Origin of the sequence: Actinomadura syzygii, from assembly GCF_008085905.1 — a bacterium.
Taxonomy (GTDB): Bacteria; Actinomycetota; Actinomycetes; order Streptosporangiales; family Streptosporangiaceae; genus Spirillospora; species Spirillospora syzygii.
In genome coordinates this window covers 1-24,704 of sequence record NZ_VSFF01000018.1, presented here as the reverse complement: position 1 = coordinate 24,704, position 24,704 = coordinate 1, and the positions used below count along the sequence as shown (strand labels likewise).

General features: G+C 73.5%; 20 protein-coding genes and 1 rRNA gene. 14 read left to right on the top strand and 7 right to left on the bottom strand.

Going from position 1 to position 24,704, the window contains the following annotated elements; translation table 11 throughout:
• The first annotated feature begins 306 nt into the window (after positions 1 to 306).
• A complete protein-coding gene (locus FXF65_RS39625; RefSeq protein WP_148355632.1) occupies positions 307 to 858 on the top strand; it encodes a CGNR zinc finger domain-containing protein in 552 nt (183 codons plus the stop codon).
• A 22-nt stretch (positions 859 to 880) separates the two neighbouring features.
• On the opposite strand, the gene folP is transcribed toward FXF65_RS39625, so the two are convergent.
• Positions 881 to 1,723: a dihydropteroate synthase gene (gene folP / locus FXF65_RS39620; protein WP_148355631.1), complete on the bottom strand. Its 843-nt coding sequence runs from the start codon at positions 1,721 to 1,723 to the stop codon at positions 881 to 883.
• Between the two features lie 190 nt (positions 1,724 to 1,913).
• On the opposite strand from folP, the gene FXF65_RS39615 reads away from it, so the two are divergent.
• The 5 genes from FXF65_RS39615 (at position 1,914) to FXF65_RS39595 (ending at position 7,398) form a co-directional block, all read left to right on the top strand.
• A complete protein-coding gene (locus tag FXF65_RS39615) occupies positions 1,914 to 2,948 on the top strand; it encodes a GDP-mannose 4,6-dehydratase (protein WP_148355756.1) in 1,035 nt (344 codons plus the stop codon).
• Positions 2,949 to 2,980: 32 nt separating this feature from the next.
• The gene (locus tag FXF65_RS39610; protein ID WP_148355630.1) at positions 2,981 to 3,244 is read left to right on the top strand and encodes a ubiquitin carboxyl-terminal hydrolase 14; all 264 of its coding nucleotides are present in this window, start codon (positions 2,981 to 2,983) and stop codon (positions 3,242 to 3,244) included.
• A complete protein-coding gene (locus FXF65_RS39605) occupies positions 3,244 to 4,827 on the top strand; it encodes an MFS transporter (protein ID WP_148355629.1) in 1,584 nt (527 codons plus the stop codon). Before FXF65_RS39610 ends, FXF65_RS39605 begins: the two co-directional genes overlap by 1 nt.
• Positions 4,828 to 4,910: 83 nt before the next feature.
• The gene (locus FXF65_RS39600) at positions 4,911 to 5,783 is read left to right on the top strand and encodes a LysR family transcriptional regulator (RefSeq protein ID WP_148355628.1); all 873 of its coding nucleotides are present in this window, start codon (positions 4,911 to 4,913) and stop codon (positions 5,781 to 5,783) included.
• Positions 5,784 to 5,811: 28 nt separating this feature from the next.
• Complete coding sequence (locus FXF65_RS39595; protein WP_148355627.1) at positions 5,812 to 7,398, top strand: Na+/H+ antiporter; 1,587 nt, start codon at positions 5,812 to 5,814, stop codon at positions 7,396 to 7,398.
• 91 nt (positions 7,399 to 7,489) lie between these two features.
• Here FXF65_RS39595 and FXF65_RS39590 read toward each other — a convergent pair whose 3' ends face one another.
• A complete protein-coding gene (locus tag FXF65_RS39590) occupies positions 7,490 to 8,404 on the bottom strand; it encodes an Lrp/AsnC family transcriptional regulator (protein ID WP_148355626.1) in 915 nt (304 codons plus the stop codon).
• Between the two features lie 655 nt (positions 8,405 to 9,059).
• On the opposite strand from FXF65_RS39590, the gene FXF65_RS39585 reads away from it, so the two are divergent.
• The 5 genes from FXF65_RS39585 to FXF65_RS39565 all read left to right on the top strand — a co-directional run bounded on the left by FXF65_RS39585 (position 9,060) and on the right by FXF65_RS39565 (position 15,168).
• Positions 9,060 to 10,496: a GuaB1 family IMP dehydrogenase-related protein gene (locus tag FXF65_RS39585; RefSeq protein WP_148355625.1), complete on the top strand. Its 1,437-nt coding sequence runs from the start codon at positions 9,060 to 9,062 to the stop codon at positions 10,494 to 10,496.
• 114 nt (positions 10,497 to 10,610) lie between these two features.
• The gene (locus FXF65_RS39580) at positions 10,611 to 11,867 is read left to right on the top strand and encodes an LCP family protein (protein WP_148355624.1); all 1,257 of its coding nucleotides are present in this window, start codon (positions 10,611 to 10,613) and stop codon (positions 11,865 to 11,867) included.
• A 108-nt stretch (positions 11,868 to 11,975) separates the two neighbouring features.
• Positions 11,976 to 13,454 (top strand): LCP family protein, encoded by a 1,479-nt coding sequence (locus tag FXF65_RS39575; RefSeq protein WP_148355623.1) that lies wholly within the window; start codon positions 11,976 to 11,978, stop codon positions 13,452 to 13,454.
• A 104-nt stretch (positions 13,455 to 13,558) separates the two neighbouring features.
• Positions 13,559 to 14,611: an enolase C-terminal domain-like protein gene (locus FXF65_RS39570; protein ID WP_148355622.1), complete on the top strand. Its 1,053-nt coding sequence runs from the start codon at positions 13,559 to 13,561 to the stop codon at positions 14,609 to 14,611.
• Positions 14,608 to 15,168 (top strand): P-loop nucleotide/nucleoside kinase family protein, encoded by a 561-nt coding sequence (locus FXF65_RS39565; protein WP_148355621.1) that lies wholly within the window; start codon positions 14,608 to 14,610, stop codon positions 15,166 to 15,168. Before FXF65_RS39570 ends, FXF65_RS39565 begins: the two co-directional genes overlap by 4 nt.
• Before the next feature lie 43 nt (positions 15,169 to 15,211).
• Here the strand turns inward: FXF65_RS39565 and FXF65_RS39560 are convergent, their stop codons facing one another.
• The 4 genes from FXF65_RS39560 to FXF65_RS39545 are packed head-to-tail and all read right to left on the bottom strand — an operon-like array spanning position 15,212 to position 21,858.
• Complete coding sequence (locus tag FXF65_RS39560) at positions 15,212 to 16,366, bottom strand: acyl-CoA dehydrogenase family protein (RefSeq protein WP_148355620.1); 1,155 nt, start codon at positions 16,364 to 16,366, stop codon at positions 15,212 to 15,214.
• The gene (locus FXF65_RS39555) at positions 16,363 to 18,345 is read right to left on the bottom strand and encodes an acetyl/propionyl/methylcrotonyl-CoA carboxylase subunit alpha (protein WP_148355619.1); all 1,983 of its coding nucleotides are present in this window, start codon (positions 18,343 to 18,345) and stop codon (positions 16,363 to 16,365) included. The genes FXF65_RS39560 and FXF65_RS39555 overlap by 4 nt, the downstream gene beginning before the upstream one ends.
• A gap of 7 nt (positions 18,346 to 18,352) precedes the next feature.
• Positions 18,353 to 19,945: an acyl-CoA carboxylase subunit beta gene (locus tag FXF65_RS39550; RefSeq protein ID WP_148355618.1), complete on the bottom strand. Its 1,593-nt coding sequence runs from the start codon at positions 19,943 to 19,945 to the stop codon at positions 18,353 to 18,355.
• Positions 19,942 to 21,858, bottom strand: a complete 1,917-nt coding sequence (locus FXF65_RS39545) for an acyclic terpene utilization AtuA family protein (protein ID WP_281289001.1) — start codon at positions 21,856 to 21,858, stop codon at positions 19,942 to 19,944. The genes FXF65_RS39550 and FXF65_RS39545 overlap by 4 nt, the downstream gene beginning before the upstream one ends.
• A gap of 122 nt (positions 21,859 to 21,980) precedes the next feature.
• Between FXF65_RS39545 and FXF65_RS39540 the strand changes: the two genes are divergently transcribed.
• From FXF65_RS39540 to FXF65_RS44265, 3 genes are all read left to right on the top strand, one after another.
• Complete coding sequence (locus FXF65_RS39540) at positions 21,981 to 22,589, top strand: TetR/AcrR family transcriptional regulator (RefSeq protein WP_148355617.1); 609 nt, start codon at positions 21,981 to 21,983, stop codon at positions 22,587 to 22,589.
• Between the two features lie 129 nt (positions 22,590 to 22,718).
• The gene (locus FXF65_RS39535) at positions 22,719 to 23,522 is read left to right on the top strand and encodes an ArsR/SmtB family transcription factor (RefSeq protein WP_148355616.1); all 804 of its coding nucleotides are present in this window, start codon (positions 22,719 to 22,721) and stop codon (positions 23,520 to 23,522) included.
• Positions 23,523 to 23,971: 449 nt separating this feature from the next.
• Complete coding sequence (locus FXF65_RS44265) at positions 23,972 to 24,580, top strand: TetR/AcrR family transcriptional regulator (RefSeq protein WP_187412776.1); 609 nt, start codon at positions 23,972 to 23,974, stop codon at positions 24,578 to 24,580.
• A gap of 48 nt (positions 24,581 to 24,628) precedes the next feature.
• Here the strand turns inward: FXF65_RS44265 and rrf are convergent.
• Positions 24,629 to 24,704, bottom strand: a 5S ribosomal RNA gene (gene rrf, locus FXF65_RS39525); the annotation flags it as partial.

Genomic DNA, 24,704 nt, shown 5'->3' with positions numbered 1-24,704 from the left:
ACCCGCGGCGGCGCCGGGCGTGCGATTCCTGGCGGGTGGGCGTGGCCGCGCCGCGTTCTCGTCATATGCTCGTGGCCACGGGCCGCGTTCCGGCCCCGGCGACGGCGCCGGGCACACGACCGCCCCGGGTCCCCCGCGGGGCTGCCCGCATCCCGGAACCGCCCGGGTTCCCGCGCGGGAAGCGACCCCGCGCGTCCGGAACCGCGCCGGCCCCGAGACTGGAGACGTCATGACCGCAGCGGAGCGAGGATCATGGCGCCGGCCTTCCGGGGGGCGGGGGGTCGCCCCCCAGAAAGGTAGGGCGTCGTGATCTTCACTCATGACACCGAGCACGCGCTCGCCGTGGTCGTCGATCTGATCAACACCGGCGCGGCGGCGTCCGGCGCCGAGGAGCTCGGCGGGCTGCGCGGGCTGCGCGCGTTCGTCGAGCGCCACGACTTCAGCGACGTCGGCGAGCTGACCGAGGCCGACCTCGCGCGGGTGCTCGACCTGCGCGAACGGTTCCACGCGGTGTTCCGCGCGGGCGACCTGCCCGCCGCCGTCGCGCGGATCAACGAGATCGTCGGCGAGGTCCGCGCCACCCCGCACCTGACCGACCACGACGACTACGACTGGCACGTCCACTTCTTCGCGCCGGGCGCGCCGGTCGGCGAGCACCTCGCCGCCGACTGCGGGATGGCGCTCGCCTACGTCGTCGCGGCGGGCGAGCTCGACCGGCTGCGCACCTGCGAGGCGCCGGACTGCGCGCGGGTCCTGGTCGACCTGTCCCGCAACCGCTGCCGCCGCTACTGCGACAGCCGCACCTGCGGCAACCGCATGCACGTCGCCGCGTACCGCGCCCGCCAGCGTGCGCTCTAGGCCGGCCCCGGCAGGGCCCGTCCTAGCCCGCGGTGAGCGCCGCCACGGCGTCCAGGGCGCGGCGGGCGGCGGGGACGTCGTGGACGCGGAACACCCGCGCCCCGAGCAGCGCCGAGACGCCGAGGACGGCCATCGTCCCGACGCCGCGCCTGTCGACCGGGCGGCCGAGCGTCTCCCCGATGAAATCCTTGTTGGACACCGCGACCAGTACCGGCCATCCGGTGGCGGTCAGCTCGCCGAGCCGGCGGCTGATCTCCAGGGACTGGCGGGTGTTCTTGCCGAAGTCGTGCGCGGGGTCGATGAGGATCGCGTCGCGCCGCACGCCGAGCGCCGCCGCGCGCTCCGCCTCCGCCGTGACGTGCGCGACGACGTGCGCGACGACGTCGTCGTAGCCGATCCGGTGCGGGCGGGTGCGGGGCGCGAGCGCGCCCGCGTGCGCGCAGACGAGGCCGACGCCGCGCGCCGCGGCGACCTCGGCGAGCCGCGGGTCGGGGCCGCCCCAGGTGTCGTTCAGCAGGTCGGCGCCCGCGTCCGCGACGGCCTCGCCGACCTCGGCGCGCCAGGTGTCCACGCTGATCACGACGCCGGGGTGCCGGTCGCGGACGGCCGCGACGAGCCCGACGACGCGGCGCAGCTCCTCGTCGACGCCGACGTCCTCGCCGGGCCCGGCCTTCACGCCGCCGATGTCGACGATGTCGGCGCCGTCCGCCACCGCGCGGTCGACGGCGTCGAGCGCGGCGCCGAAGGCGTAGGTGGCGCCCTTGTCGAAGAAGGAGTCGGGCGTGCGGTTCACCACGGCCATGATCGCGCGCGGGCCGACGGCGCGGCCGTTCAGCCGCAGCGGCGGCGTCCCCGGAGAGCTCATGATGCCCTCACCGTGGCACATCGCGGAGCCTCCGGGCGAACAGAAGCGCATTCGGTTCAAACCCGGCCCTCCCTCGTCAGCCTCCCGCCGAGGTCGCTAACCTCATATGTCACGCTCGGCGCGGGCCCCTCCCCGCGCCGGACCCAGCCCAAGTCAGTCCAGTCGGCCCAAGTCAGCCATGGAGGATCCGCTGTCCAGGCGAGCACTCATCACCGGCATCACCGGACAGGACGGCTCGTATCTGGCCGAGCATCTGCTTGCGCTGGGGTACGAGGTCTGGGGCCTGGTGCGGGGGCAGGCGAACCCCCACGTGTCGCGGTTGCGCAAGCACATCGGCGACGTCCACATCACCACCGGTGACCTCCTCGACCAGGGCAGCCTGATCTCGGCGGTGGAGCGCGTCCAGCCCGACGAGGTCTACAATCTCGGCGCCATCTCCTACGTGCCGATGTCGTGGCAGCAGGCCGAGCTGACCGCGGAGGTCACCGGCATGGGCGTGCTGCGGACGCTGGAGGCCATCCGGGTCGTGTCGGGCATCAGCCCGTCCCGGACGCCGGGCGGCGAGCAGATCCGCTTCTACCAGGCGTCGTCCTCGGAGATGTTCGGGATGGTCCGGGAGACGCCGCAGAACGAGCGGACTCCGTTCCACCCGCGCAGCCCGTACGGGGTGGCGAAGAGCTACGGGCACTACATCACGCAGAACTACCGCGAGTCGTACGGCATGTTCGCGGTCAGCGGGATCCTGTTCAACCACGAGTCGCCGCGCCGGGGCGCGGAGTTCGTGACCCGCAAGGTGTCGCTCGGCGCGGCCCGCATCAAGCTGGGCCTCGCGTCCGAGCTGCGGCTCGGCAACCTCGACGCCCGCCGCGACTGGGGCTACGCGGGCGACTACGCCCGCGCGATGCGGCTGATGCTCGCGCAGGACTCCCCCGAGGACTTCGTCATCGGCACGGGCCAGACCCAGTCCGTGCGCGAACTGGTCGAGTTCGCGTTCCGCACCGCCGGGCTCGACTGGGAGGACCACGTCGTCCTGGACGCCAAGTACACCCGTCCCGCCGAGGTCGACCTGCTGTGCGCCGACCCGAAGAAGGCCCGCGAGCAGCTCGGCTGGGAGCCCGCGGTCACCTTCGAGGAACTGGTCACGATGATGGTCGAGTCGGACCTGCGGCTCCTGTCGGAGTCGGCCCGCCCCGAGGACGAGCCCTTCAGTCCCGATCATTGGTGATCCGGTGACCGGGGGCGTGTCACGATGGAAACATGGCCACTTGCGAGCACGTGCTGACCCTTCCGGTGGACGATCCGTCCCCGAACACCCCGCAGGGCTGCGAGGAGTGCCTGGCTGAGGGCACACGGTGGGTCCACCTGCGGCTCTGCCTCGGATGCGGGCACGTCGGCTGCTGCGACTCCTCCCCGATGAAGCACGCGTCCGCGCACTTCGCGAAGGAGGGGCACCCGATCGTCCGGTCGTTCGAGCCGGGCGAGGACTGGCGCTGGTGTTTCGTCGATGAACTGATCGTCTGATGCCGGACGTCCGGCTGGGCACCGGGCCGGGCCGCTGGGTCCTGCTGGCGACGGTGCTCGGGTCGAGCGTGGCGATGCTCGACGCGACGGTCGTGAACGTGGCGCTGCCGAGGCTGGCGCGCGACCTGGACGCCGACATGGCGGGCCTGCAGTGGACGGTCAACGCCTACACGCTGACGCTCGCCGGGTTCATCCTGCTCGGCGGCTCCCTCGGGGACCGGTTCGGCCGCCGCCGGATCTTCCTCGTCGGCGTGGTGTGGTTCGCGGTCGCGTCCGTGCTGTGCGGGATGGCGCAGAACATCGAGATGCTCGTCGCGTCGCGGGCGCTGCAGGGCGCGGGCGGGGCGCTGCTCACCCCGGGCTCGCTGGCGATCATCCAGTCGTCGTTCGCGGCGCAGGACCGGCCGCGCGCGGTCGGCGCCTGGTCGGGGTTCGGCGGCGTCGCCGGTGCAATCGGGCCGTTCGCGGGCGGCTGGCTCGTGGAGGCGGCGGGCTGGCGGTGGGTGTTCCTGCTGAACGTGCCGCTCGCCGCCGTGGTGGTGCTGGTCGCTGCGCGGCACGTCCCGGAGAGCGTCGACCCGGACGCGCACGGCCGCTTCGACGTGCTCGGCGCCGCGCTCGCGGCGCTGGCCCTCGCCGGGACGACGTACGCGCTCACCGAGGCGCCGGGCGACCAGACGGCGACCGGGGTGATCGCCGCCGCCGCGGTGGCGGGGATCGCGGCGGCCGTCGCGTTCGTCGTGGTCGAGCGGGTCCGGGGCCGGAGCCGTCCGGTGGCGGGGGCGCGCAAGGGGCGGGCGGCGCCGCAGCCGATGCTGCCGCTGGACGTGTTCGCCTCCCGCCAGTTCTCCGCCGTCAACGTCGTCACGTTCGTCATGTACGGCGGGATGGGCGTCATGTTCTTCCTGCTGGTGCTGCACCTCCAGGTCGTCGCCGGCTTCTCGCCGATCGCCGCCGGGACGGCGCTGCTGCCCGTCACCGTGCTGATGCTGCTGCTGTCCGCGCGGGCGGGCGCGCTCGCGCAGAAGATCGGGCCGCGGCTGCCCATGACGGTCGGCCTGGTCGTCGCGGCGATCGGGACGCTGCTGGTCGCGCGGATCGGCGAGGGCGCGTCCTACCTGCGGGACGTGGTGCCCGCCGTCGTCGTGTTCGGCCTCGGCCTGTCCGCGACGGTCGCGCCGCTCACCGCGACAGTGCTCGGCACCGCCGACGTCCGGCACGCGGGCGTCGCGAGCGGCGTCAACAACGCGGTCGCGCGGGCCGCCGGGCTGCTGACCGTGGCGGCGATCCCGCCGCTCGCCGGGCTGACCGGCGACGCCTACGACGACCCCGGGAAGTTCTCCCACGGGTTCACGATCGCGATGTCGGTGTGCGCGGCGATGCTCGCGGCCGGTGCGGTGCTCAGCTTCTTCACGGTGGCGGACGACGCGCTGCGCACCCCGTCCGGCGCGACCGTCGAGCCGGCGGGCAGGAGCCACTGCGCCGTCGGCGCCCCGCAACTCCAGCCGGAGCCCGAGCCCGCCCCCGTGCACGGGACCCCGGACGCGGCCCCGGACGGGCCGGCGGCGCGCCCGCTGGCTTGATCACCAGCCGGAACGGCGGCCGGACCCGGTCCGTTTCCGGCTATGTCCAGGACCGGATCGGTTCGTTGCCATACGGTCGGTGCATGAATCTGCGGCAGCTGCGCTACGTCGTGGCGACCGCCGACCACGGCACGATGACGTCGGCGGCCCAGGCCCTCTACGTGGCGCAGCCCGCGCTCTCGCGGGCCGTCCGGGAGTTGGAGCGCGAACTCGGCGTCGAGCTGTTCCAGCGGTCCGGGCGGGGCGTGGCGCTGACCGACGTCGGCGAGCAGGTGGTCCGGCAGGCGCGGGTCGCGCTGGACGCCGTCGACGCGATCGAGGGCCTGTCGGTCGGCCGGTCCAACGGGCGGGGCGCCGAGCTGCGCATCGCCGTCACCGCGTCGCTGGAGCCGGAGCTGACCGGGCGGCTCATCCCCCGGTTCGCGCATGACCAGCCCGCCGTCCGGATCCGGGTGGTCCGCTGCGCCGACCGCGACCGGGTCGCCGCGGCGCTCCGCGCGGGCCGCGCCGACCTTGCGCTCGCCGACCTCCCGGTGCCGGGCGACATGACGGCGCACCCGTTCGAGCAGCGGGAGGTCGTGCTGATCTCGCCGCCCGCGCTGAAGGTCCGCGAGCCGGTGCCGCCCGCCGCGCTGGACGGGATGCGCCTCGTCCTGCCCGCGCGCGGCAGCCCCCGCCGCGCCGAGGTCGACGCGATGCTGCGGCGGATCGGCGCGACCCCGGTCGCCGCGGTGGAGTCCGACGAGCGCGGCGCGTGGCTCGGCTGGGTCCGGGCCGGGATGGGCTCGCTGCTCTGGTACCGCAACCAGATCGACGACACCGAGGGCGTGACCGTCCGGTCGTTCATGCCGCCGATCACCCGCATGATCGGCATCGTGCACGCGCACCGCAGGCTGCCGCCCGCCGCCCGCGACTTCCTCGCGTTCGCCAAGGAGACCGCCCGCGACGCGCACTGAGGGCGCGGCGCCGTGCGATCATCTGGCCGTGGGGACCACTAACGCGCTCTGGCTGCTGGCCGTCCCGATCTTCGCGCTGGCGGTCGCCGGCGGCGCGCGGCGGACCGGCCTGTCGGCGCCGCTCGTCCTGGTGATCGCCGGGCTGGCCGTCTCGTACGTGCCGGGGGTCCCGGCGTTCGAGCTGCATCCCGAGTTCGTGCTGTACGTGTTCCTGCCGCCGCTGCTGTTCTTCGCGGCCTGGCAGAGCTCCCTGCCGAACCTGCGGCAGAACGGCTGGACGATCGGGATGATGTCGATCGGGCTCGTCCTGTTCAGCACGTTCGCGGTGGGGTTCGCGGCGCACTGGCTCGTCCCCGGGCTGCCGCTCGCGGCGGCGTGCGTGCTCGGCGCGGTGGTGGCGCCGCCGGACGCGGTCGCCGCGGTGAGCGTCGCGCAGCGGCTCGGCCTCCCCCGCCGGGTGACGACCGTCCTGGTCGGCGAGAGCCTGTTCAACGACGCGACGGCGCTGACGGCGTTCCGGGTCGCGCTGACGGCGGCGACCGGCGCGGGCTTCACCCTCCTCGACGGCGTCGGGGAGTTCCTGTACGCGGCCGCGGGCGGCATCGCGGTCGGGCTGCTGCTCGGCCCGCCGCTGCACTGGCTGCGCACCCGGCTGGACGACCCGCTGATGGAGAACGGCGTCGCGCTCGCCGCGCCGTTCGCGGGCTACCTGGTCGCCGAGAGCGTGCACGCGTCCGGGGTGATGGCGGTGGTCGTCAGCGGCCTGTACCTGGGGCACCGGGCGGGCGAGTCGGGCGCGGTGACGCGGCTGGTGGGGCACTCGTTCTGGAAGGTGATGGTCTTCGTCCTGGAGTCGGTGGTCTTCCTGCTGATCGGGCTGCAGCTCCGGCCCGTCCTGGACGGGGTGTCCGGGCACGGCGCCCTGGAGCTGACCGGCTGGGCCGCCGCGATCTTCGCGGTGACGGTCGCGGCCAGGTTCGTGTGGGTGTTCCCCGCCGCGCAGGTCCCCCGCCTGCCGCCGCGCGGGGAGCACGTCGGGTGGCGGAGCCGGACCGTCCTGTCGTGGGCCGGGATGCGCGGGGTGGTGTCGCTGGCGGCGGCGTTCGCGGTGCCGTTCACGACCTCGGACGGCCTGCCGTTCCCGGGCCGCGACCTGATCCTGTTCTTCACCCTGACGACCGTCCTCGGGACGCTGCTGATCCAGGGCATGACGTTCCCCGCGCTGATCCGCAGGCTCGGCATCGGCGGGGAGCGCGAGCGCTACACCGACTCGGTCGCGGAGGCGGGCGCGCAGCACGCGGCGGCGCGGGCCGCGCTGGACCGCCTCGACGAGCTCACCAAGGACCAGGACGACCTCGACCCGGAGGTCGTGGAGCGGCTCCGCTGGCTGGCCGAGCACCGGCAGCTCAAGGCGTGGGAGCGGCTCGGCGGCGGGACGGGCCCGGAGGGCGCGGAGGTGCCGACCGCGACGTACCGGCGGCTGCGCCGCGAGATGCTGGCCGCCGAGCGGCGGGTGTTCCTGCGGGCGCGGGACGAGCGCCGCATCGACGAGGAGGTGCTGACCCGCGTCCTGCACGAGCTGGACCTGGAGGAGGCCGCCCTCAACCGCGACTAGGCCCCGCGGGCCGTGCGGCGCGCAGGCGACGGTGCCCCGGCCACGGTTGACGCCGCGGCCGGGGCGGGGGGGAGCCGCCGTGGCGGCGCGTTCAGGCCGACCCGTTGAGGGGCTGCTCGGGCAGCTCGACCGCGTAGGACTCCTTGACCACGTCGAGGTGGTGCCAGGACTCCCGTACGGTCACGCCGGGCACGCCGCGGATGGCGTCGAGCACCGCGACGAGCCCGGTGCGCGAGGCCGCCTCGGCCTGCCCGACGATGTCGTAGCGGCCGAAGCCGGTCGCCAGGTAGCGGACGCCGTCCTGGGCGGCGACCGCCTCGGCGACCTTCCGCAGCCCGCCGGTCACCACCAGGCCGAACCCGCCGAGCTCGGCCGCGCCGAGGGCGAGCGGGTCGGCGAGGCCGGTGACCTGGATGACGCCCGAGCGCATCAGCCGCACGACCCGGGCCCGGGTGGCGGCCTGCGACAGCCCGATGATGTGCGCGAGCCGGGTGTAGGGGGCGCGCCCGTCGCGCTGCAGCTCCTGCAGGAGCCGCCAGTCGATGTCGTCGAGGGAGACCTCGCCGAGCTCGCGCACCACCGCGTGCGTGTCGCGCACGGTGGCCACCGACCGGAACACCTCCGCCGAGCGCACGCCGGAGACGGACCTGATGTGGTCCACCTCCGCCGCGAGCGCGGCGTCGTCGCGGGTGCGGACCTGGGCGACCAGGTCGTAGGGGCCGGCGGTCAGCGCCGCGAAGCTGACCGCGGGACGTCCGGCGACGGCCGCCGCCACGTCCCGGGCCGAGCCCTCGACGGTGACCGAGACGTGCCCGATCGCCTCCGCGCCGACGACGGCGGCGTGCACGATGCCGACGACGCGGACGACCCGCGTTTCGAGAAGGTGCTGCACCCGGGCCCGCACGGCCGTGCGGGAGAGCCCGACGCGGTCGGCGAGCGCCTGGAACGTCGCCCTGCCATCCCGCTGGAGCTCGCGGACGAGCACGGCGTCGACCGCATCCAGCACGGCTGTCCTCCTCGACGTGTAAAGAATCGGTTTTCCTGCGACTGCAAGATCATTCCATTTCAGGACGGTATGACGTCAAATATTGATCTTGCTCGTGTTCGCCGTACCCGGCGGCCGTCGATGCGTCGGCGGCGAGTTCGGCGGGGCGACGTTTCGGACGCCTCGTGAACCCGCGTGGAAGCGCAACGCGGCCGGACACGGCGCGCGCCGGAGCGCGGGAAGACGCGGGCGGGGGGCGTGCCCGGCGACTCCACCGGTCGGCACATGCCCGGGACGGCCCGCGGCGCGGACGAGCGCGGCTGACCGGGCCCAAGTGCGTGACCTGCATGCGCTTCTCCCGGTGTTCTGCTGTCACGCCCCTACGGCGGTTCCGCCGTCCGCATGAGGCACATGTAAGAAAAGTGCATCGAGGGCGCAGTTACGTCAAGAGGTAACTTTACAGAGAGCCAAGCCTCACGTTGCACCGTTTTCGACCACGCCATGAGGATTTCCATGCGCGGCGCCCGCCGGGGCCCCGGCCAGGAACGGAAGCACAATGGCGCTTCGCGGGTAGGCCGCGGCGAACGACGGCGCCGGTATGGCGGCGGCATCCCCGGGCATGGCCGAGAATGGACGGTGGCCCAGCCACTCCGACCGCGATTGGTGTAGTACAGCCGTGCGCCTGCTGAACGGTGAGCGTTCCGCTCACGACCTCACCTACAACGACGTCTTCATGGTCCCGCGCCGCTCGTCGGTCGGGTCCCGTTTGGAGGTCGATCTCGCCACCTCCGACGGCAGCGGGACGACGATCCCGCTCGTGGTCGCGAACATGACCGCCGTGTCCGGCCGCCGGATGGCCGAGACCGTCGCCCGCCGGGGCGGGATCGCGGTGCTGCCGCAGGACATCCCGGCCGACGTCGTCGCCGAGGTGGTCGGCTGGGTCAAGGGGCGCGACCTGGTCGTCGACACCCCGATCCGGCTGGGGCCGTCCAGCACGGCCGGGGACGCGCTCGCGCTGCTGCCGAAGCGCGCCCACAACGCCGTGATCGTCGTCGAGGACGACCGTCCCGTCGGGGTGGTGACCGAGGCCGACTGCCAGGGCGTCGACCGGTTCGCCCAGCTCCGCGACATCATGTCCCGCGACCTGGTCACGGTGCCGGCGGGCGTCGACCCGCGCGAGGCGTTCGACCGGCTGCACGAGCGCGGCCACCGGCTCGCCCCGGTCGTGGACGCGTCCGGACGCCTCGCGGGCATCCTGACCCGCACCGGCGCGCTGCGCGCCACGCTGTACAAGCCCGCCGTCGACGGCGCCGGGCGGCTGCGCATCGCCGCCGCCGTCGGGGTGAACGGCGACGTCGCGGGCAAGGCCAAGGCGCTGCTCGAAGCGGGCGCCGACCTGCTCGTGGTCGACACCGCGCACGGCCACCAGGACAAGATGATCAGCGCGCTGGAGGCGGTGCGCGGGCTCGACCCGGCCGTCCCGGTGGTGGCGGGGAACGTGGTGACCGCGGAGGGCGTCCGCGACCTCGTCGAGGCGGGCGCGGACATCGTCAAGGTCGGCGTCGGCCCCGGCGCCATGTGCACGACCCGGATGATGACCGGGGTCGGCCGCCCGCAGTTCTCCGCCGTGCTGGAGTGCGCCGCCGAGGCGCGGCGGCTCGGCCGGCACGTGTGGGCGGACGGCGGCGTCCGGCACCCGCGCGACGTGGCGCTGGCGCTCGCCGCCGGGGCCGCCAACGTGATGGTCGGGTCCTGGTTCGCGGGCACCTACGAGTCGCCGGGCGACCTGCAGCGCGCCGCCGACGGGCGGCTGTACAAGGAGAGCTTCGGGATGGCGTCGGCGCGGGCGGTGCGGCTGCGCACCGCCGACGACTCCCCGTTCGACCGGGCCCGCAAGGCGCTGTTCGAGGAGGGGATCTCCACGTCCCGGATGTACCTCGACCCGCGCCGCCCCGGCGTGGAGGACCTGATCGACTCGATCGTCGCGGGGCTGCGCAGCTCGTGCACCTACGCGGGCGCGCGGACGCTGGAGGAGTTCCACGAGCGGGCCACGGTCGGGATCCAGGGCTCGTCCGGGTTCGCCGAGGGCATGCCGCTGTCCAGCAGTTGGTAAACCGGCGCCCTCCGCGCCCGGCTTTACCCGACACGCCGCCCCGGGTCGCCCTCCTCCCGACGCCCTGACCTGCACTCTCTGGGGTCAGGAGGCGCGGGGCGGAGGGGGCGGGGCATGGTCGACGGCGGGCCGGGCGGCGGCCGGACGCGGGTGCCGCCGCGACCGGCGGGCGGTGCCGCGGGGCCGGACGCGACGCCGCGCGACCTGGCGCGGGCGCTGCTGATCGCCGCCGTGTCGCCCGCGCTGCCGGGCGTCGCGCAGCTGCGGGCGGGGCGCGTCCGGCTGGGCTCGGCGCTGGTCTGCGGGCAGGCGCTGCTGCTCACCTCCGCCGCGCTCGCCGCGGGCCGGGGCCGCCCGCTGTTCGCGGAGCTGGCCGCGCGGCCGGGCTGGCTGCTCGGGCTGGCGGCCGGGTCGCTCGCCGTCGCCGCGCTGTGGGCGGCGCTGATCATGCACTCCTACGCGGTGCTCGCGCCTGCTGGACTGTCGCCACTGTGGCGGCTCGCGGGCGGGACGACGGTCTCGGTGCTGTGCCTGCTGGTGATCGTCCCGCCGGTGACGCTCGCCCAGTACGGCTACCTCCAGCGCGACCTGGTGAAGAGCCTCTTCACCGAAGGCGCCACCGCCGGGGCGCGGGCGGACGCGACGCGCCTGGACGTCCTGCTGATCGCCGACGCCGACGCGGACCGGCATGAAGTCAGCCCCGGCGGCATGACTCTCGCCAGCGTCGACACGAGAACGGGCGACACGGTCCTGCTGGGCCTCCCCCACGACCTGCGGCACGTGCCGGTGTGGTCGGGCGCCGGACGCGTCCCGTTCCCGCCGGACGGGCCCCTCGACGCCGTCTACCGGTACGGAGCCGGGCACCCGGAGGCGCTCGCGGGCGGCGGCCGCGTCCGCGACTCGGGCGCGGAACTCCTGAAACGAACGGTCGGCCACATCCTCGGCCGTCCCGTGCCCTACTACGCCATGGTCGACATGAACGGCTTCCGGCAGCTCGTGGACGCGCTCGGCCCCTCCGGGGCGGCCGGCGGCCCCCACGCGCGGCTGGCCCGGCAGAGATGCCTCCTGCGGGCGCTCGCCCGGCAGGCGGGGCCGCGCGCCGTGCTCGGCGCCTTCCAGCGGCTCGCCCGGATCTTGACGGACTCGGTCCGCACCGATCTGCCGCGCCGGCTGCTGCCGCCGCTCGTCGCCCTAGCCGCCAAGATCAAGGACGCGCAGATCAGCGGGTTGCGGATCGCCGCGCCGCTCGTGTCGCCCCGGCGGCCGGACTACCGGAAGATCAGGCGGATCGCCGCCGAGGCCGCCCGCAAGCCCGCCCCCGACTCCCGCGACACGCCCGGAATGCATATCCTGAGCAACGCCTGCACCTGAGGCACCACGACTCACAGGTGGCCGACACCTACGCAACCTTTGCCCGGTTCCGCGCGTCCATATTGTGAGCCGGGGCTTAATTCACCGTGGGTGGGAATCGGAGCTTACATGGGTCGCGCGAGCCGGCATGCCCGGGCCAGAGACGTCGACGGCCCCTCCGGGAACGGGGGGCTCGCTCGCGCGCTCGCGCTCACGCTCGCCTCCGCCCTGGTGTGGGGCGTCGCCCACTTCGCCGCCGGGCGCCGGGTCGCCGGGGCGGTGCTGCTCGGCCTGTACCTGCTGATCGTCGCCGCGGTCGGCGCCGCCGCCACCGTGTACCGCCCCGACCTGCTGCACCTCGCCGTCCAGCCGGACGTGCTGCAGCGGCTGTCCGCCGCGCTGGTGACGGTCGGCGTCGTGTGGGTGCTGGTGGTCGTGCACTCCTACTTCGTGCTGCGGCCCGCGAACCTCACGCTCGGCGGCCGGACGCTCGGCGCCGCCTCCGTCGCGGTGATGTGCTTCGCCGTCGCGGTCCCGGCGGCCTGGTCGGCGCACAGCACCTACGTCTACCGCGACGCGCTGACCAGCATCTTCCGCACGGGCAGCGAGAACGGCCGGCACGTCAACGTCGACGACCCGTTCAACGGGCAGTCCCGCGTGAACATCCTGCTGCTCGGCGGCGACGCCGCCGCGGACCGCACCGGCGTCCGCACCGACAGCATGACGGTCGCGAGCGTCGACACCGAGACCGGCGACACCGTCCTGCTGAGCCTGCCCCGCAACCTGGAGCACTTCCAGCTGCCGCCGGGCCCGGCCCGCGACCGCTTCCCCTACGGCTTCACCGGCGACGGCCCGCAGACGCCCGGCCTGCTGAACGAGGTGTACCAGTACGCCGAGGAGCACCCGGACGTGGTGCCCGGCGTCGCGAAGAACCACCGCGGCCCCGAGCTGCTGAAGGCCACGATCGCCGGAGTCCTCGGCCTGCGCGTCGACTACTACATCCTGGTCGACATGTTCGGCTTCGCCGACATCGTCGACGCGATGGGCGGCGTCAAGCTGAAGATCGACGAGCCGATCCCGTACGGGCTGCAGGGCGGCGTGCTCCAGCCCGGCTACCGGAAGCTCGGCGGCAAGGAGGCCCTCTGGTACGGGCGGTCCCGCACCGGCAGCAGCGACTACGTGCGGATGAGCCGGCAGAAGTGCCTGATGCGCGCGATCGCCGAGCAGGCCGACCCGCAGACCGTCCTCACGAGCTTCGACAAGCTCGCCGCCGCGGCCAAGCGGACGCTGTCCACCGACATCCCGCAGGAGCTGCTGCCCGCCCTCATGAAGCTGTCCAACAAGGTGAAGGACGGCGCGCAGATCAACAGTCTGCAGTTCGTGCCGCCGCTGGTCTACTCGGGCAACCCCGACTTCCACCTCATCCGCAAGCTGGCGTCCGACGCGGTGAACGCCGACCCGCGGCAGGTGAGCACCCATCCGAGCACGTCGCCGCCCGGGACCCCGTCCGGGTCCCCGTCGGCGACGCCGTCCGGTTCCCCGGACGGGGGGACGCCGACGAAGCCCCCGAACAAGCCGGTCTCGCTGGAGACGAGCTGCCCCAAGTGACCTCCCCGGCCGGGAAACGCCCCTAGGGCGGGCGGCGGCGCGTCCCGACCCTGCCCCGGAGGGGGGACAATCGAGGGGGACCACTTCGGAAAGGCGGGTGCGGGTTGCCACGGATCGAGGGCTGCGACGCGTTCCGCGTGGCGATGCCGCGGGGGCGCCGGCCGGTGAGCGTCCTCGTCCGGCTGGCCGGGGACGACGCGGTCGGCTGGGGCGAGATGGCGGCGCCCGGCGGCCCGGACGGCGCGGCCGACGCCTGGGCCGACATCGAGGAGCGGATGGGGCCCGCCCTGATCGGGCTCGACTGGGACCGTCCCGAGGACGTGTCCGCCGCCGCCGACCTCGGCGCCCGCGAGGCCGCCGCCGCGATCGACACCGCCTGCTGGGACCTGTGGTGCCGGACGCGGGGCCTGCCGCTCGCGCACGCGCTCGGCGGCACCCGCACGTCCATCGTGACCGGCGCGCGGATCTCGCCGGAGCCCGCGCTGGACACGGTCACGGCCCGGGTGAACCGGGCGGTCGGCGCGGGCCACACCCGCGTCACGCTGGACGTCCGCCCCGGCTGGGACATCGAGCCGGTGCGCGCGATCCGGCAGGCGTACCCGGCGCTCGCGCTCGTCGCGGACGCGGGCCACGCCTACACCGAGTCGGCGGAGCACCTCGCCGTCCTCGAGGGCCTGGACGCCTACGAGCTCGCCGCGATCGAGCGCCCGTTCCCGCCCGGGGACCTCGCCGCGCACGCCCGGCTGCAACTGCGGGTCGGCATGGCGGTCGCGCCCGCCGTCGGCGACCTGGAGGCGCTCGACGCGGCGCTGTCGCTGGACGCGGGCCGCGCCCTGCACCTGCGGCTCGACCGGCTCGGCGGGCTGACGGCGGCGCGCAGCGCGCACGACCTCGCCTACGCGGCCGGATGGGACGTGTGGTGCAGCGGCTCCGGCGCGTTCGGGATCGGGCAGGCGGCGGCGGTCGCGCTGGCCGCGCTGCCGGGCTGCACGCTGCCGAGCGACGTGACGGACCCGGCGGGCGGCCCGGTGTTCGTGACGCCGCCGGTCCGCTCGTCCGGCGGGGTCGTCGGGGTGCCGCTCACCCAGCCGGGCCTCGGGCACGAGATCGACGAGACGCGCATCGAGCGGCTGGCGACCCGGCGGATGCGGCTGTGACCACCGCGTGGGTCGTGGCGGGGCCGCCCGGCTGCGGCAAGACCACGGTCGCGGAGCTGCTGCTGGCGCGGCTGCGGCCCGTCCCGGCGCTGCTGGACAAGGACACGCTGTACGGGGCGTTCGTCGCGGCGACGCTCGCGGCGGCGGGCCGCGACCCGGGCGAGCGCGAGGGCCCCTGGTACGACGAGCACGTCAAGCCGCACGAGTACGCGGGGATGGCGGCGACGGCGAGGGAGATCCGCGGCCACGGCTGCCCGGTGCTGCTGAGCGGCCCGTTCACCGGCCAGATCCGCTCGGCGGCGCGCTGGGCGGAGTGGTCGGAGGCCCTCGGCGGCCCGCCGGTGCGCCTCGTCTGGGTCCGGTCGGACGCCGCGACGCTGCGCCACCGGCTGGAGCGGCGCGGGTCGCCCCGCGACACGGGCAAGCTGGCCGCGTTCGAGGCGTTCACCGGGCGGATGCGGCCGGACGAGCCGCCGCCCGTCCCGCACGCCGTCGTCGACAACCGGCTCGCCGCGTCGGAGCCGCTGTCCGCGCAGGTAGATGCCCTGCTCCCCTGACGTGTCGCACGGCCCGCTCAGCAGGCCCGCTCAGTACGCCCGGTCAGTAGGACTTGGGGAGCCCGAGGGTGTGCTGCGCGACGAAGTTGAGGATCATCTCGCGGCTGACCGGCGCGATGCGCATCAGCCGGACGACCCCGGCGAGCATCCCGACGCCGTACTCGGTGGTGAGGCCGTTGCCGCCGTGGGTCTGGATGGCCTGGTCGACGCAGTGGACCGCGGCCTCGGCGGTGGCGTACTTGGCCATGTTCGCGGCCTCGCCCGCACCGTCGTCGTCGCCCGCGTCGTACAGCCACGCTGCCTTCTGCGCCATCAGCCGCGCCAGCTCCAGCTCGATCTTCGCGGCGGCGAGCGGGTGCGCGAGGCCCTGGTGCGCGCCGATCGGCGTCCTGAACACCTGCCGCTCGTTCGCGTAGGAGACGGCCTTGCCGAGGGCGAGGCGGCCGATCCCGGCGCCCATGGCGGCGGCCATGATCCGCTCGGGGTTGAGCCCGGCGAACAGCTGGAGCAGGCCGCCGTCCTCGTCGCCGACGAGCGCGTCGGCGGGCAGCCGGACGTCGTCGAGGTGGAGGACGAACTGCTTCTCCGGCGACACGATCTCCATGTCGATGGGCGTGAACGCGAACCCGGCGGCGCCGGTCGGGACGATGAACAGCGACGGCCGCAGGTTGCCCCGCTGGTCGTGGCTGCGGGCGACGACCAGGACGGCGTCCGCCTCGTCCACGCCGGAGATGAACGTCTTCTGCCCGGACAGCACCCAGCCGTCGCCGTCGCGCCGCGCGGTGGTGGTGATGCGGTGCGAGTTGGACCCGGCGTCGGGCTCGGTGATCGCGAACGCCATCGTGACGGAGCCGTCGGCGAACCGGGGCAGCCAGTGCTCGCGCTGCCCCTCGGTCCCGGACCGGGCGATGATCGTCGCGCAGATCGCCGGGGACACGACCATGAGGAGCAGCGGGCAGCCCGCGGCGGCGAGCTCCTCGCACACGGCGGCGAGGTCGCCGATGCCGCCGCCTCCGCCGCCGTACTCGGCGGGGACGTTGACGCCGAGGTAGCCGAGCCGTCCGGCCTCGGCCCACAGCTCGTCGGTCTTCCGCCCGGCCTTGGCCCGCTCGACGTAGTAGGACGCGCCGTACTTCGCGCCCAGGTCGGCGACGGCGGCGCGCAGGGCCCGCCGCTCCTCGGTCTCGACGAAGCTCATCCGGGGTTCCCTTCGGTGTCCGCCGGGCCGGTGAGGACGGCGAGCACCGCACCCGACTCGACCTGCTGACCTGCGGTGACGTTCAGTTCGGCGACCGTTCCGGCGGCGGGGGCGGTGACGCGGTGCTCCATCTTCATGGCCTCCAGGACGACGAGCGTCCGCCCTTCGGCGACGTCCGCGCCCGGCTCGGTCTCGACGCGGACGACCGTCCCCGGCATGGGGGCGAGGAGGGCGCCGGGGGCGATGCGGGCGCTCGGGTCGGTGAAGCGCGGGACGGCCGTGAGCGCCACCGGACCGAGCCGCGAGTCGACGTACACCTCGTCGCCGCCCGCCGTGGTGATCGTGAACGTCTCGCGCAGGCCGTCGCGCTCCAGGACGACGCGCTCCGGCGTCGCGGAGACCAACTCCGTGCCGGGGCAGAAGTCGGAGACCAACCTGCCCCGGTGCAGGTGGTAGTCGACATCGACCGTCCCGGCTGGGGTGTGGAACGTCCTGCGCTGGGGTTGCGAGCGGACGTTGCGCCAGCCGGACGGCAGCCCGCCGAGCACCGCCGCGGACGCCCGGTCCGCCGCGGCCTGGGCGAGCGCGGCGGCGAGGGCGGACAGCTCGACCGCCGCGCCGTCCGCGAGCGGCGCGGCGAGGACGTCCAGCCCGACGCGGTCGAGGTAGCCGGTGTCGGTGTCTCCGTCCAGGAAGCCGGGCTCCTCCAGGACGCGGACGAGCAGGTCCCGGTTCGTCGTCACGCCGTGCACGCGGGCGCCGCGCAGCCCGGCGGCGAGCCGGCGCGCGGCTGCGGCGCGGGTCGGCGCCCACGCGATCACCTTGGCGAGCATCGGGTCGTAGTGGACGCCGACCTCCGAGCCGCTCTCCACCCCGCTGTCGAGCCGCAGCCCGTAGGAGGCGGGGACGGCGAACTCCGCGTCCACGTCCGGGACTTCGAAGGTGTGCAGGACGCCGCTGTCGGGACGCCAGTCGTGCGCCGGGTCCTCCGCGTAGAGGCGCACCTCGACGGCGTGGCCGCGCGGCTCCGGCGGCTCCGCGGGCAGCCGGGCGCCTTCGGCGATCTCGATCTGGAGGCGGACGAGGTCCACCCCGTACACGCACTCGGTCACCGGATGCTCGACCTGGAGGCGCGTGTTGACCTCCAGGAAGTGGAAGCGGCCGTCGCGGGACAGCAGGAACTCGACCGTCCCGGCGCCGGTGTAGCCGATGGCGCGGGCCGCGTCCGCCGCCGCCGCGCACAGCTCGGCGCGCAGCGCGGGCCCGACCGCGGGCGACGGCGCCTCCTCGACGATCTTCTGGTGGCGGCGCTGGATCGAGCACTCGCGCTCGCCGAGCGTCCAGACGGTGCCGTGCGCGTCGGCGAGGACCTGCACCTCGACGTGCCGGGCGCCGTCCAGCAGCGGCTCGCAGAACACGGTCGGGTCGCCGAACGCCGACTCCGCCTCGCGGCGCGCCGCCGCCACGGCCTCGTCCAGCCCGGCGGGGTCGCGGACGACGCGCATGCCGCGTCCGCCGCCGCCCGCGGACGCCTTGACCAGCAGCGGGAAGTCCGCGCCGGTGACCCGGGCGGGGTCGATCTCGGGCAGCACCGGGACGTCCGCGGCGGCCATCAGCTTCTTCGCCTCGATCTTGGAGCCCATCGCGGCGATCGCGGCGGGCGGCGGCCCGATCCAGGTGAGGCCCGCGTCGGCGACGGCCTGCGCGAACGCGGCGTTCTCCGACAGGAACCCGTACCCGGGGTGGACGGCGTCGGCCCCGGCGCTCTTCGCGACCGCGAGGATCCGGTCGGCGGACAGGTACGTCTCGGCCGGGGACGCGCCGGGAAGGCGTCCGGCGACGTCCGCCTCGCGCGCGTGCGGGGCGTCCGCGTCGGGGTCGGAGCAGACGGCGACCGTCGCGATCCCGAGGCCGCGGCAGGCCCGCAGGACGCGGCGGGCGATCTCGCCGCGGTTGGCGACGAGGACTCTTCTGATCATGGGTGGCTCACATCCGGAAGACGCCGAAGCCGTCGGCGCCGCGCACGGGCGCGTTGTGGACGGCGGACAGGCACAGGCCGAGGACGGTGCGCGTGTCGCGCGGGTCGATCACGCCGTCGTCGTAGAGGCGTCCCGACAGGAAGAACGGCAGGGACTCGGCCTCGATCTGCGCCTCGACCATCTCCCGCATGGCGCGGTCCTGCTCGTCGTCGTAGACCTGCCCGCGCGCTTCGGCGGCCTGCCGCGCCACGATCGACAGGACGCCCGCGAGCTGCTGCGGCCCCATCACCGCCGACTTCGCGGACGGCCAGGCGAACAGGAACCGGGGGTCGTACGCGCGGCCGCACATGCCGTAGTTGCCCGCCCCGTACGACGCGCCCATCACGATCGAGATGTGCGGCACCGCGCTGTTCGCCACCGCGTTGATCATCAGCGCGCCGTGCTTGATGATCCCGGCCTGCTCGTACTCCCTGCCGACCATGTATCCGGTGGTGTTGTGCAGGAACAGCAGCGGAGTGTCGCTCTGGTTGGCGAGCTGGATGAACTGGGCGGCCTTCTGCGCCTCCTGGCTGAACAGGACTCCGCGCGCGTTGGCGAGGACGCCGATCGGGTAGCCGTGGACGCGCGTCCAGCCGGTGACGAGGCTCGTCCCGTAGAGGGGCTTGAACTCGTCGAAGCGGGAGCCGTCCGCGACGCGGGCGATGACCTCGCGCGGGTCGAACGGGACCTTGAGGTCCTCCGGGACGATCCCGGCCAGCTCCTCCGCGTCGTACAGCGGCTCCTCGGCGGGCACGGGCGGCGGGCCGAGCTTGCGATGGTCGAGGTTCTTGACGATCCGGCGGCCGATGCGGAGGGCGTCGCGCTCGTCGACGGCCATGTGGTCGGCGAGGCCGGACGTCCGCGCGTGCATCTCCGCGCCGCCGAGCTCCTCGTCGTCCGCCTCCTCGCCAGTCGCCATCTTCACCAGCGGCGGGCCGCCGAGGAACACCTTCGCGCGTTCTTTCACCATGACGACGTGGTCGCACATGCCGGGGATGTACGCGCCGCCCGCCGTGGAGTTGCCGAACACCAGCGCGATCGTCGGGATCCCGGCGGCGGACAGCCGGGTCAGGTCGCGGAACATCCGCCCGCCCGGGATGAAGATCTCCTTCTGCGTCGGCAGGTCCGCGCCGCCCGACTCGACCAGGTTGATCACGGGCAGCCGGTTCTCCAGCGCGATGTCGGACGCGCGGAAGCTCTTCTTCACCGTCCACGGGTTGCTGGACCCGCCCCGCACCGTCGGGTCGTTGGCCACGATCACGCACTCGACGCCCTCGACGACGCCGATCCCGGTGACGACGCTCGCGCCGACCGGGAAGTCGCTGCCCCACGCGGCGAGCGGGCTCAGCTCCAGGAACGGCGAGTCGGGGTCGAGCAGGAGCTCGATGCGTTCCCTGGCCAGGAGTTTCCCGCGTTTCCGGTGCCGGGTGACGTACTTCTCGCCGCCGCCGTCGAGGGCCTTGGCGTGCTCGGCGTCCAGGGCGGCCAGCTTTTCGAGCATGGCCCGGCGCCGTTCCCGGTACTCGGCGGAACCGGTGTCGAGGGTGCTCTTCAGGGTCAAAGGACGGCCTCCGGGATGTCGACGAGACGGGACCGCAGCCACTCCCCCAGGGCCTTGCCCTGCGGGTCGAACCGGGTCGAGGCCGAGACGCCGTCCTGCAGCAGCCCCTCGACGACGAAGTTGACCGCGCGGAGGTTGGGCAGCGCGTACCGGCGGACGGTGTGCTCGCGGGTCTCGGGGAGCAGTTCCCGGAACCGGTCGGCGGTGAGGAACGGCTCCAGCCATTCCCATTGCGCGTCGGTACGGGCCCAGACTCCGATATTGGCGTCGCCGCCCTTGTCCCCGCTGCGCGCCCCGACAACCCTGCCCAACGGCAGCCTCCTCGTCGTCCCGGAGAAGGCTTCGCCGACCGCCTGAGGCAGCCGGGCGTCCACCTGAGGCGGCCGACCGTCCGGACGTCCGAACGGCTGACCGGGAGGCGAGTTATCCACAAGGGGCAGTTTTGCCTCCGCCGTATGACCTGCGCGTTCGACACTAGGAATGGGATGGCCCCCCTGGGCGGGCGGGGCTTCTCGAGCGAGCGGGGCTTCTCGAGCGAGCCGAGTTTCTTGGGCGGGCGGAATCGGGATGCGCTTTCCCGCCGCCGTCACCGCGACATGTTCGACCACCTCGTTCGGAACGAACCCCGGCGAATAGAGCCCGTAAGGGCTCCCCTTGCCCGGTGGCGACGTCAACGTGAACCCCGGGTACCCGGCGAGCGCCAACTCCACCGCGGCGCCGCTGAACGCCCGCCCGACCCTCTCCGCGTCAGGGTCGAGGACGGCGCAGCGCAGCAACGCGGTCGCCTCCCCCTGCGTCGCCGGATCGTCCTTGGCCGAGCCGATGAGCGTCCATTCCACACGCGCGGGCGGATCATCGCCGAAGGCGGCCTCAAGCTGCCGTTTAGCGAACTCCGCCTTCGCCTCGATCCCAAGCCCCGTGAGGACGAACGTCATCTCGTTCCGATGCCCGCCCAGATGGTTCAGGCACACCTTCGTCGTCGGAGGCGGCGGACCGCCCCGGACACCGCCGATGCGCACCCGGTCGGCCCCGTCCTCCGCGAGCTCGATCGTGTCGAAGCGCGTCGTCACGTCCGGCCCCGCATAGGACGGCCCACCGATCTCGTACAGCAACTGAGCCGTCACGGTCTCCACGGTCACGGCGCCGCCCGACCCAGGGTGCTTCGTGATGACACTTGAGCCATCGGAACGGATCTCAGCGACCGGAAAGCCCGTCCTGACGTCCGCAGAACCCGACGCCTTTACATTGTAGATTTCTTCGAAGAAGGCGAAGTTGCCGCCGACCGCCTGCGCCCCGCACTCCAGGACGTGTCCCGCGACCGTCGCCCCGGCCAGCGCGTCCCAGTCGTCCCGGGCCCATCCGAAGCGCGCCGCGGCCGGTCCGACGACCAGCGAGGCGTCGGTGACGCGGCCGGTCACCACCACGTCCGCGCCCGCCCGCAGGCATTCTGCGATCCCCCACGCACCGAGATAGGCGTTGGCGGTGAGCGGACGCCCATATCGCGAGCCGCCGAGACCCAGTTCGTCAACGCGCTCGACCAGATCATCGCCTTCGACGTGGGCGATCCGCACGTCCAGGCCGAGCCGCGCGGCCAGCTCGCGCAGCCGGTCCGCGAGCCCGCGCGGATTGAGCCCGCCCGCGTTGGCGACGATCGCCGTGCCGCGCTCAACGGCGAGGCCGAGACACTCCTCCACCTGCCGCAGAAACGTCGTCGCATACCCGGCAGACGGGTCCCTCAGCTTCCCGCGCCCCAGGATCAGCATCGTCAGTTCGGCGAGATAGTCGCCGGTCAGGACGTCCAGCGGCCCGCCCTCCAGCATCTCCCGCATGGCGGAGAAGCGGTCGCCGTAGAAGCCCGAGGCGTTCCCGACCCGCAGCACCTCGCCGACAGGACGCGACTCCCCTTCACCCACGTCGCCCACCCATGCCTGAACCCTGCCAGCCCCGCCCTAAAAAATCAATCGCGCATGATTGTTTCCATCGGTCCCATCCCGGATCATTTGGTTGACTGGAGGACCACCGAGCCGAGGACCCCATGACCGCCCAGGCACTCCCCCGCGAACCGCAGCAGGACCGCAGCCGCGCCACCCGACGCCGCCTGCTGGAGGCGGCCATCGACTGCCTCGCCTCCGTCGGCTGGGCCGGGACGACCGTGACCGTCGTCGCCGAGCGGGCCGGGGTGTCCAGAGGCGCCGCGCAGCACCATTTCAGGACGCGCGAGGAGTTGGTCACCGCGGCGGTCGAGTACGGCTCCGAGGTCCGGATGGCGCGGATGCGCGAGCACCTCGACGCGCTCGCCGGACGCCGTCCGTCCACCCTCGACGTCGTCACCCGCCTCGGCGAGATGTACACGAGTCCGCTGTTCCGCGCCGCGCTGCAACTCTGGGTCGCCGCCGCCTCGGACGAGCAGCTCCGCGCGCAGGTCGTCCCCTTGGAGGCCAGGGTCGGACGCGAGGCGCACCGCCTCACCGTCGAGGCGCTCGGCGCGGACGAGAGCGTCCCCGGCATCCGTGAGACGGTCCAGGCCACGCTCGACCTGGTCCGCGGCCTCGGCCTCGCCGACCTGCTCACGGACGACTCGTCCCGCCGCACCCGCCTGCTGAACCAGTGGGCCGCCACCCTCGACACGGTCCTCACCCGCTGACCGTCCCCACGTCGGCCCGCCGCACGCTCATCCGCCCGGACGCGAACTCGTCCGCGCCGGCGTCCCACGCCCACGCGACCGCCCTACCCAACCTTGACATGTGACCTTTTGGTCACCTATTTTGGAGTGGTGAGCGACGACGATCTCGCCTTCAAGGCGCTGGCGGACCCGACCCGCCGGTTCCTGCTCGACCTGCTGTTCGCCCGCGAGGGCCGGACGCTCGGCGAGCTGGAGTCGGAGGTGGAGATGACACGGTTCGGCGTCGCCAAGCATCTTCGGGTTCTGGAGGACGCCGGACTGGTGGTCTCCCGCCGCTCGGGCAGGGAGAAGCTCCACTTCCTCAACCCCGTGCCGATCAAGCTGATCCACGACCGCTGGATCGGCAAGTTCACCGAGCGGCCCGCCGGGGCCCTCGCCGACCTCAAAAGGGAACTGGAGTCTGACATGACGACGACTGAGACCGCCGAGAGCAAAACCGTTCAGGTGTACCGGGTCTACATCAAGGCGGCCCCGGAGGCCATCTGGGAGGCCATCACCAAGCCCGAGTGGACGGTGAAGTTCGGCTACCAGGCCCCCGTCGAGTACGACCTGCGTCCCGGCGGTGCCTTCCGCGGCCTCGCCAGCGACGTGATGAAGGAGCACGGCGCCCCGGACGTGCTGATCGACGGCGAGGTCATCGAGTCCGACCCGCCGCGCCGCCTCGTCCAGACCTGGCGGGCGCTGTTCCTCGACGAGCCGTTCACCCGCCTCACCTACGAGATCGAGGACGACGGCGCCGGGGTGTCGCGGCTGACCGTCACGCACGACGTCACCGACGCACCGAAGACGGCCCTACAGACCGCGGGCGACGCGCCCGGCGCGGGAGGCGGCTGGAGCCAGACGCTCAGCGACCTGAAGACCCTCCTGGAAACCGGCGAGGCCCTCTACACCTGACGACCACCCCAAGGCGGCGAGGTCAGGGCCCAGCCCTTGACCTCGCCGTCGCCGTCGCCGTGGCCCCAGTCGACCGAAGGTCGCCACCGGCGGCCAAGTGGTCGACCTGCAAGCGGACCACGGCGACAACGCTGACGGACAACCCGCCACCGAAGCCTTTCCAGGCGTCGCGGCCGGTTAGGCCGGGATGCAGCCGGTCCCAGGCAGCGACGCTACCCTTCGCGGCCCTCGGCTTTGGAGTCGCCAGTTCGCGGGGACGTGCTCATGCACGCGGAGGCGCGCTTTGCTCGGACGCACGTCGTATCGGCGCTGTTCCTAGAGTTGCCGTACCACTTGGAGCATCATCTGAAGCCGCAGGTGTCGAGCCACCGTCTCGCGGGCGGCCCGCCCTGCGGCTCGACCCGTCCTCGCCGAGGCCGGAGCGGAATCCTGGAAAGTGATCTGAGCGAATGGCGTCAAGCGCGGAGGCTCGGCAGCGCCTCCTGGAAGCGGCCATCACGACGCTCGCCGTCGAAGGCCATGGCGGAACGACCGAGCGGTCCATCGCCCGCACCGGCGGGTTCGCACCCGAGGTCATCTACATGCATTTCGACGATCTCGAAGCTCTGTTCGTCGCAGCGGTCCGCCACATCAGCCAAGCCCAGAAAGCACGCTACGAAGAAGCTCTCGGCTCCTGCGTGGACGCTACCCAACTGCTCTCCCGCCTCCGCGAACTGTACGCGGAGGACATGCGGGACCAGGGGTACATCGACGCCATCCAGGAATTGTTCACCGCGTCGTCGTCCTCTCCGCGGCTGCGCGAGGAACTGCTCACGCATGTCGAATCCTGGTCCGAATTCGCCACCACCGCCATCGGACGCCTCGTGCAAGGGACGACGTTCGACGGCCTGGTACCGGCGCGCGATCTCGGGATGCTCGCGGTGGCGATGTTCCTCGGCGTGCAAACCCTCATCCGCCTGGACGGCGACCGCTCCCGCATCGAGTCGCTCTTCACCACCGCCGAACCCGCCGCCGTCCTCTGGGACGCATTCTCCGGAGTCCGCAGAACAGACCCTTAGAAATGAGGAAGGCCCCGCCGGTGTCGGCGGGGCCTTCCTGCAATAAATGTCCGGCGGTGTCCTACTCTCCCACACAGTCTCCCATGCAGTACCATCGGCGCTGAAGGGCTTAACTTCCGGGTTC

Bases quoted from the DNA above. Each gene is read 5' to 3' on its own strand.
- folP (WP_148355631.1), bottom strand. From the start codon at position 1,723: ATGAGCTCTCCGGGGACGCCGCCGCTGCGGCTGAACGGCCGCGCCGTC.
- FXF65_RS39610 (WP_148355630.1), top strand. From the start codon at position 2,981: ATGGCCACTTGCGAGCACGTGCTGACCCTTCCGGTGGACGATCCGTCC.
- FXF65_RS39605 (WP_148355629.1), top strand. From the start codon at position 3,244: ATGCCGGACGTCCGGCTGGGCACCGGGCCGGGCCGCTGGGTCCTGCTG.
- FXF65_RS39600 (WP_148355628.1), top strand. From the start codon at position 4,911: ATGAATCTGCGGCAGCTGCGCTACGTCGTGGCGACCGCCGACCACGGC.
- FXF65_RS39580 (WP_148355624.1), top strand. From the start codon at position 10,611: ATGGTCGACGGCGGGCCGGGCGGCGGCCGGACGCGGGTGCCGCCGCGA.
- FXF65_RS39575 (WP_148355623.1), top strand. From the start codon at position 11,976: ATGGGTCGCGCGAGCCGGCATGCCCGGGCCAGAGACGTCGACGGCCCC.
- FXF65_RS39560 (WP_148355620.1), bottom strand. From the start codon at position 16,366: ATGAGCTTCGTCGAGACCGAGGAGCGGCGGGCCCTGCGCGCCGCCGTC.
- FXF65_RS39555 (WP_148355619.1), bottom strand. From the start codon at position 18,345: ATGATCAGAAGAGTCCTCGTCGCCAACCGCGGCGAGATCGCCCGCCGC.
- FXF65_RS39540 (WP_148355617.1), top strand. From the start codon at position 21,981: ATGACCGCCCAGGCACTCCCCCGCGAACCGCAGCAGGACCGCAGCCGC.
- FXF65_RS44265 (WP_187412776.1), top strand. From the start codon at position 23,972: ATGGCGTCAAGCGCGGAGGCTCGGCAGCGCCTCCTGGAAGCGGCCATC.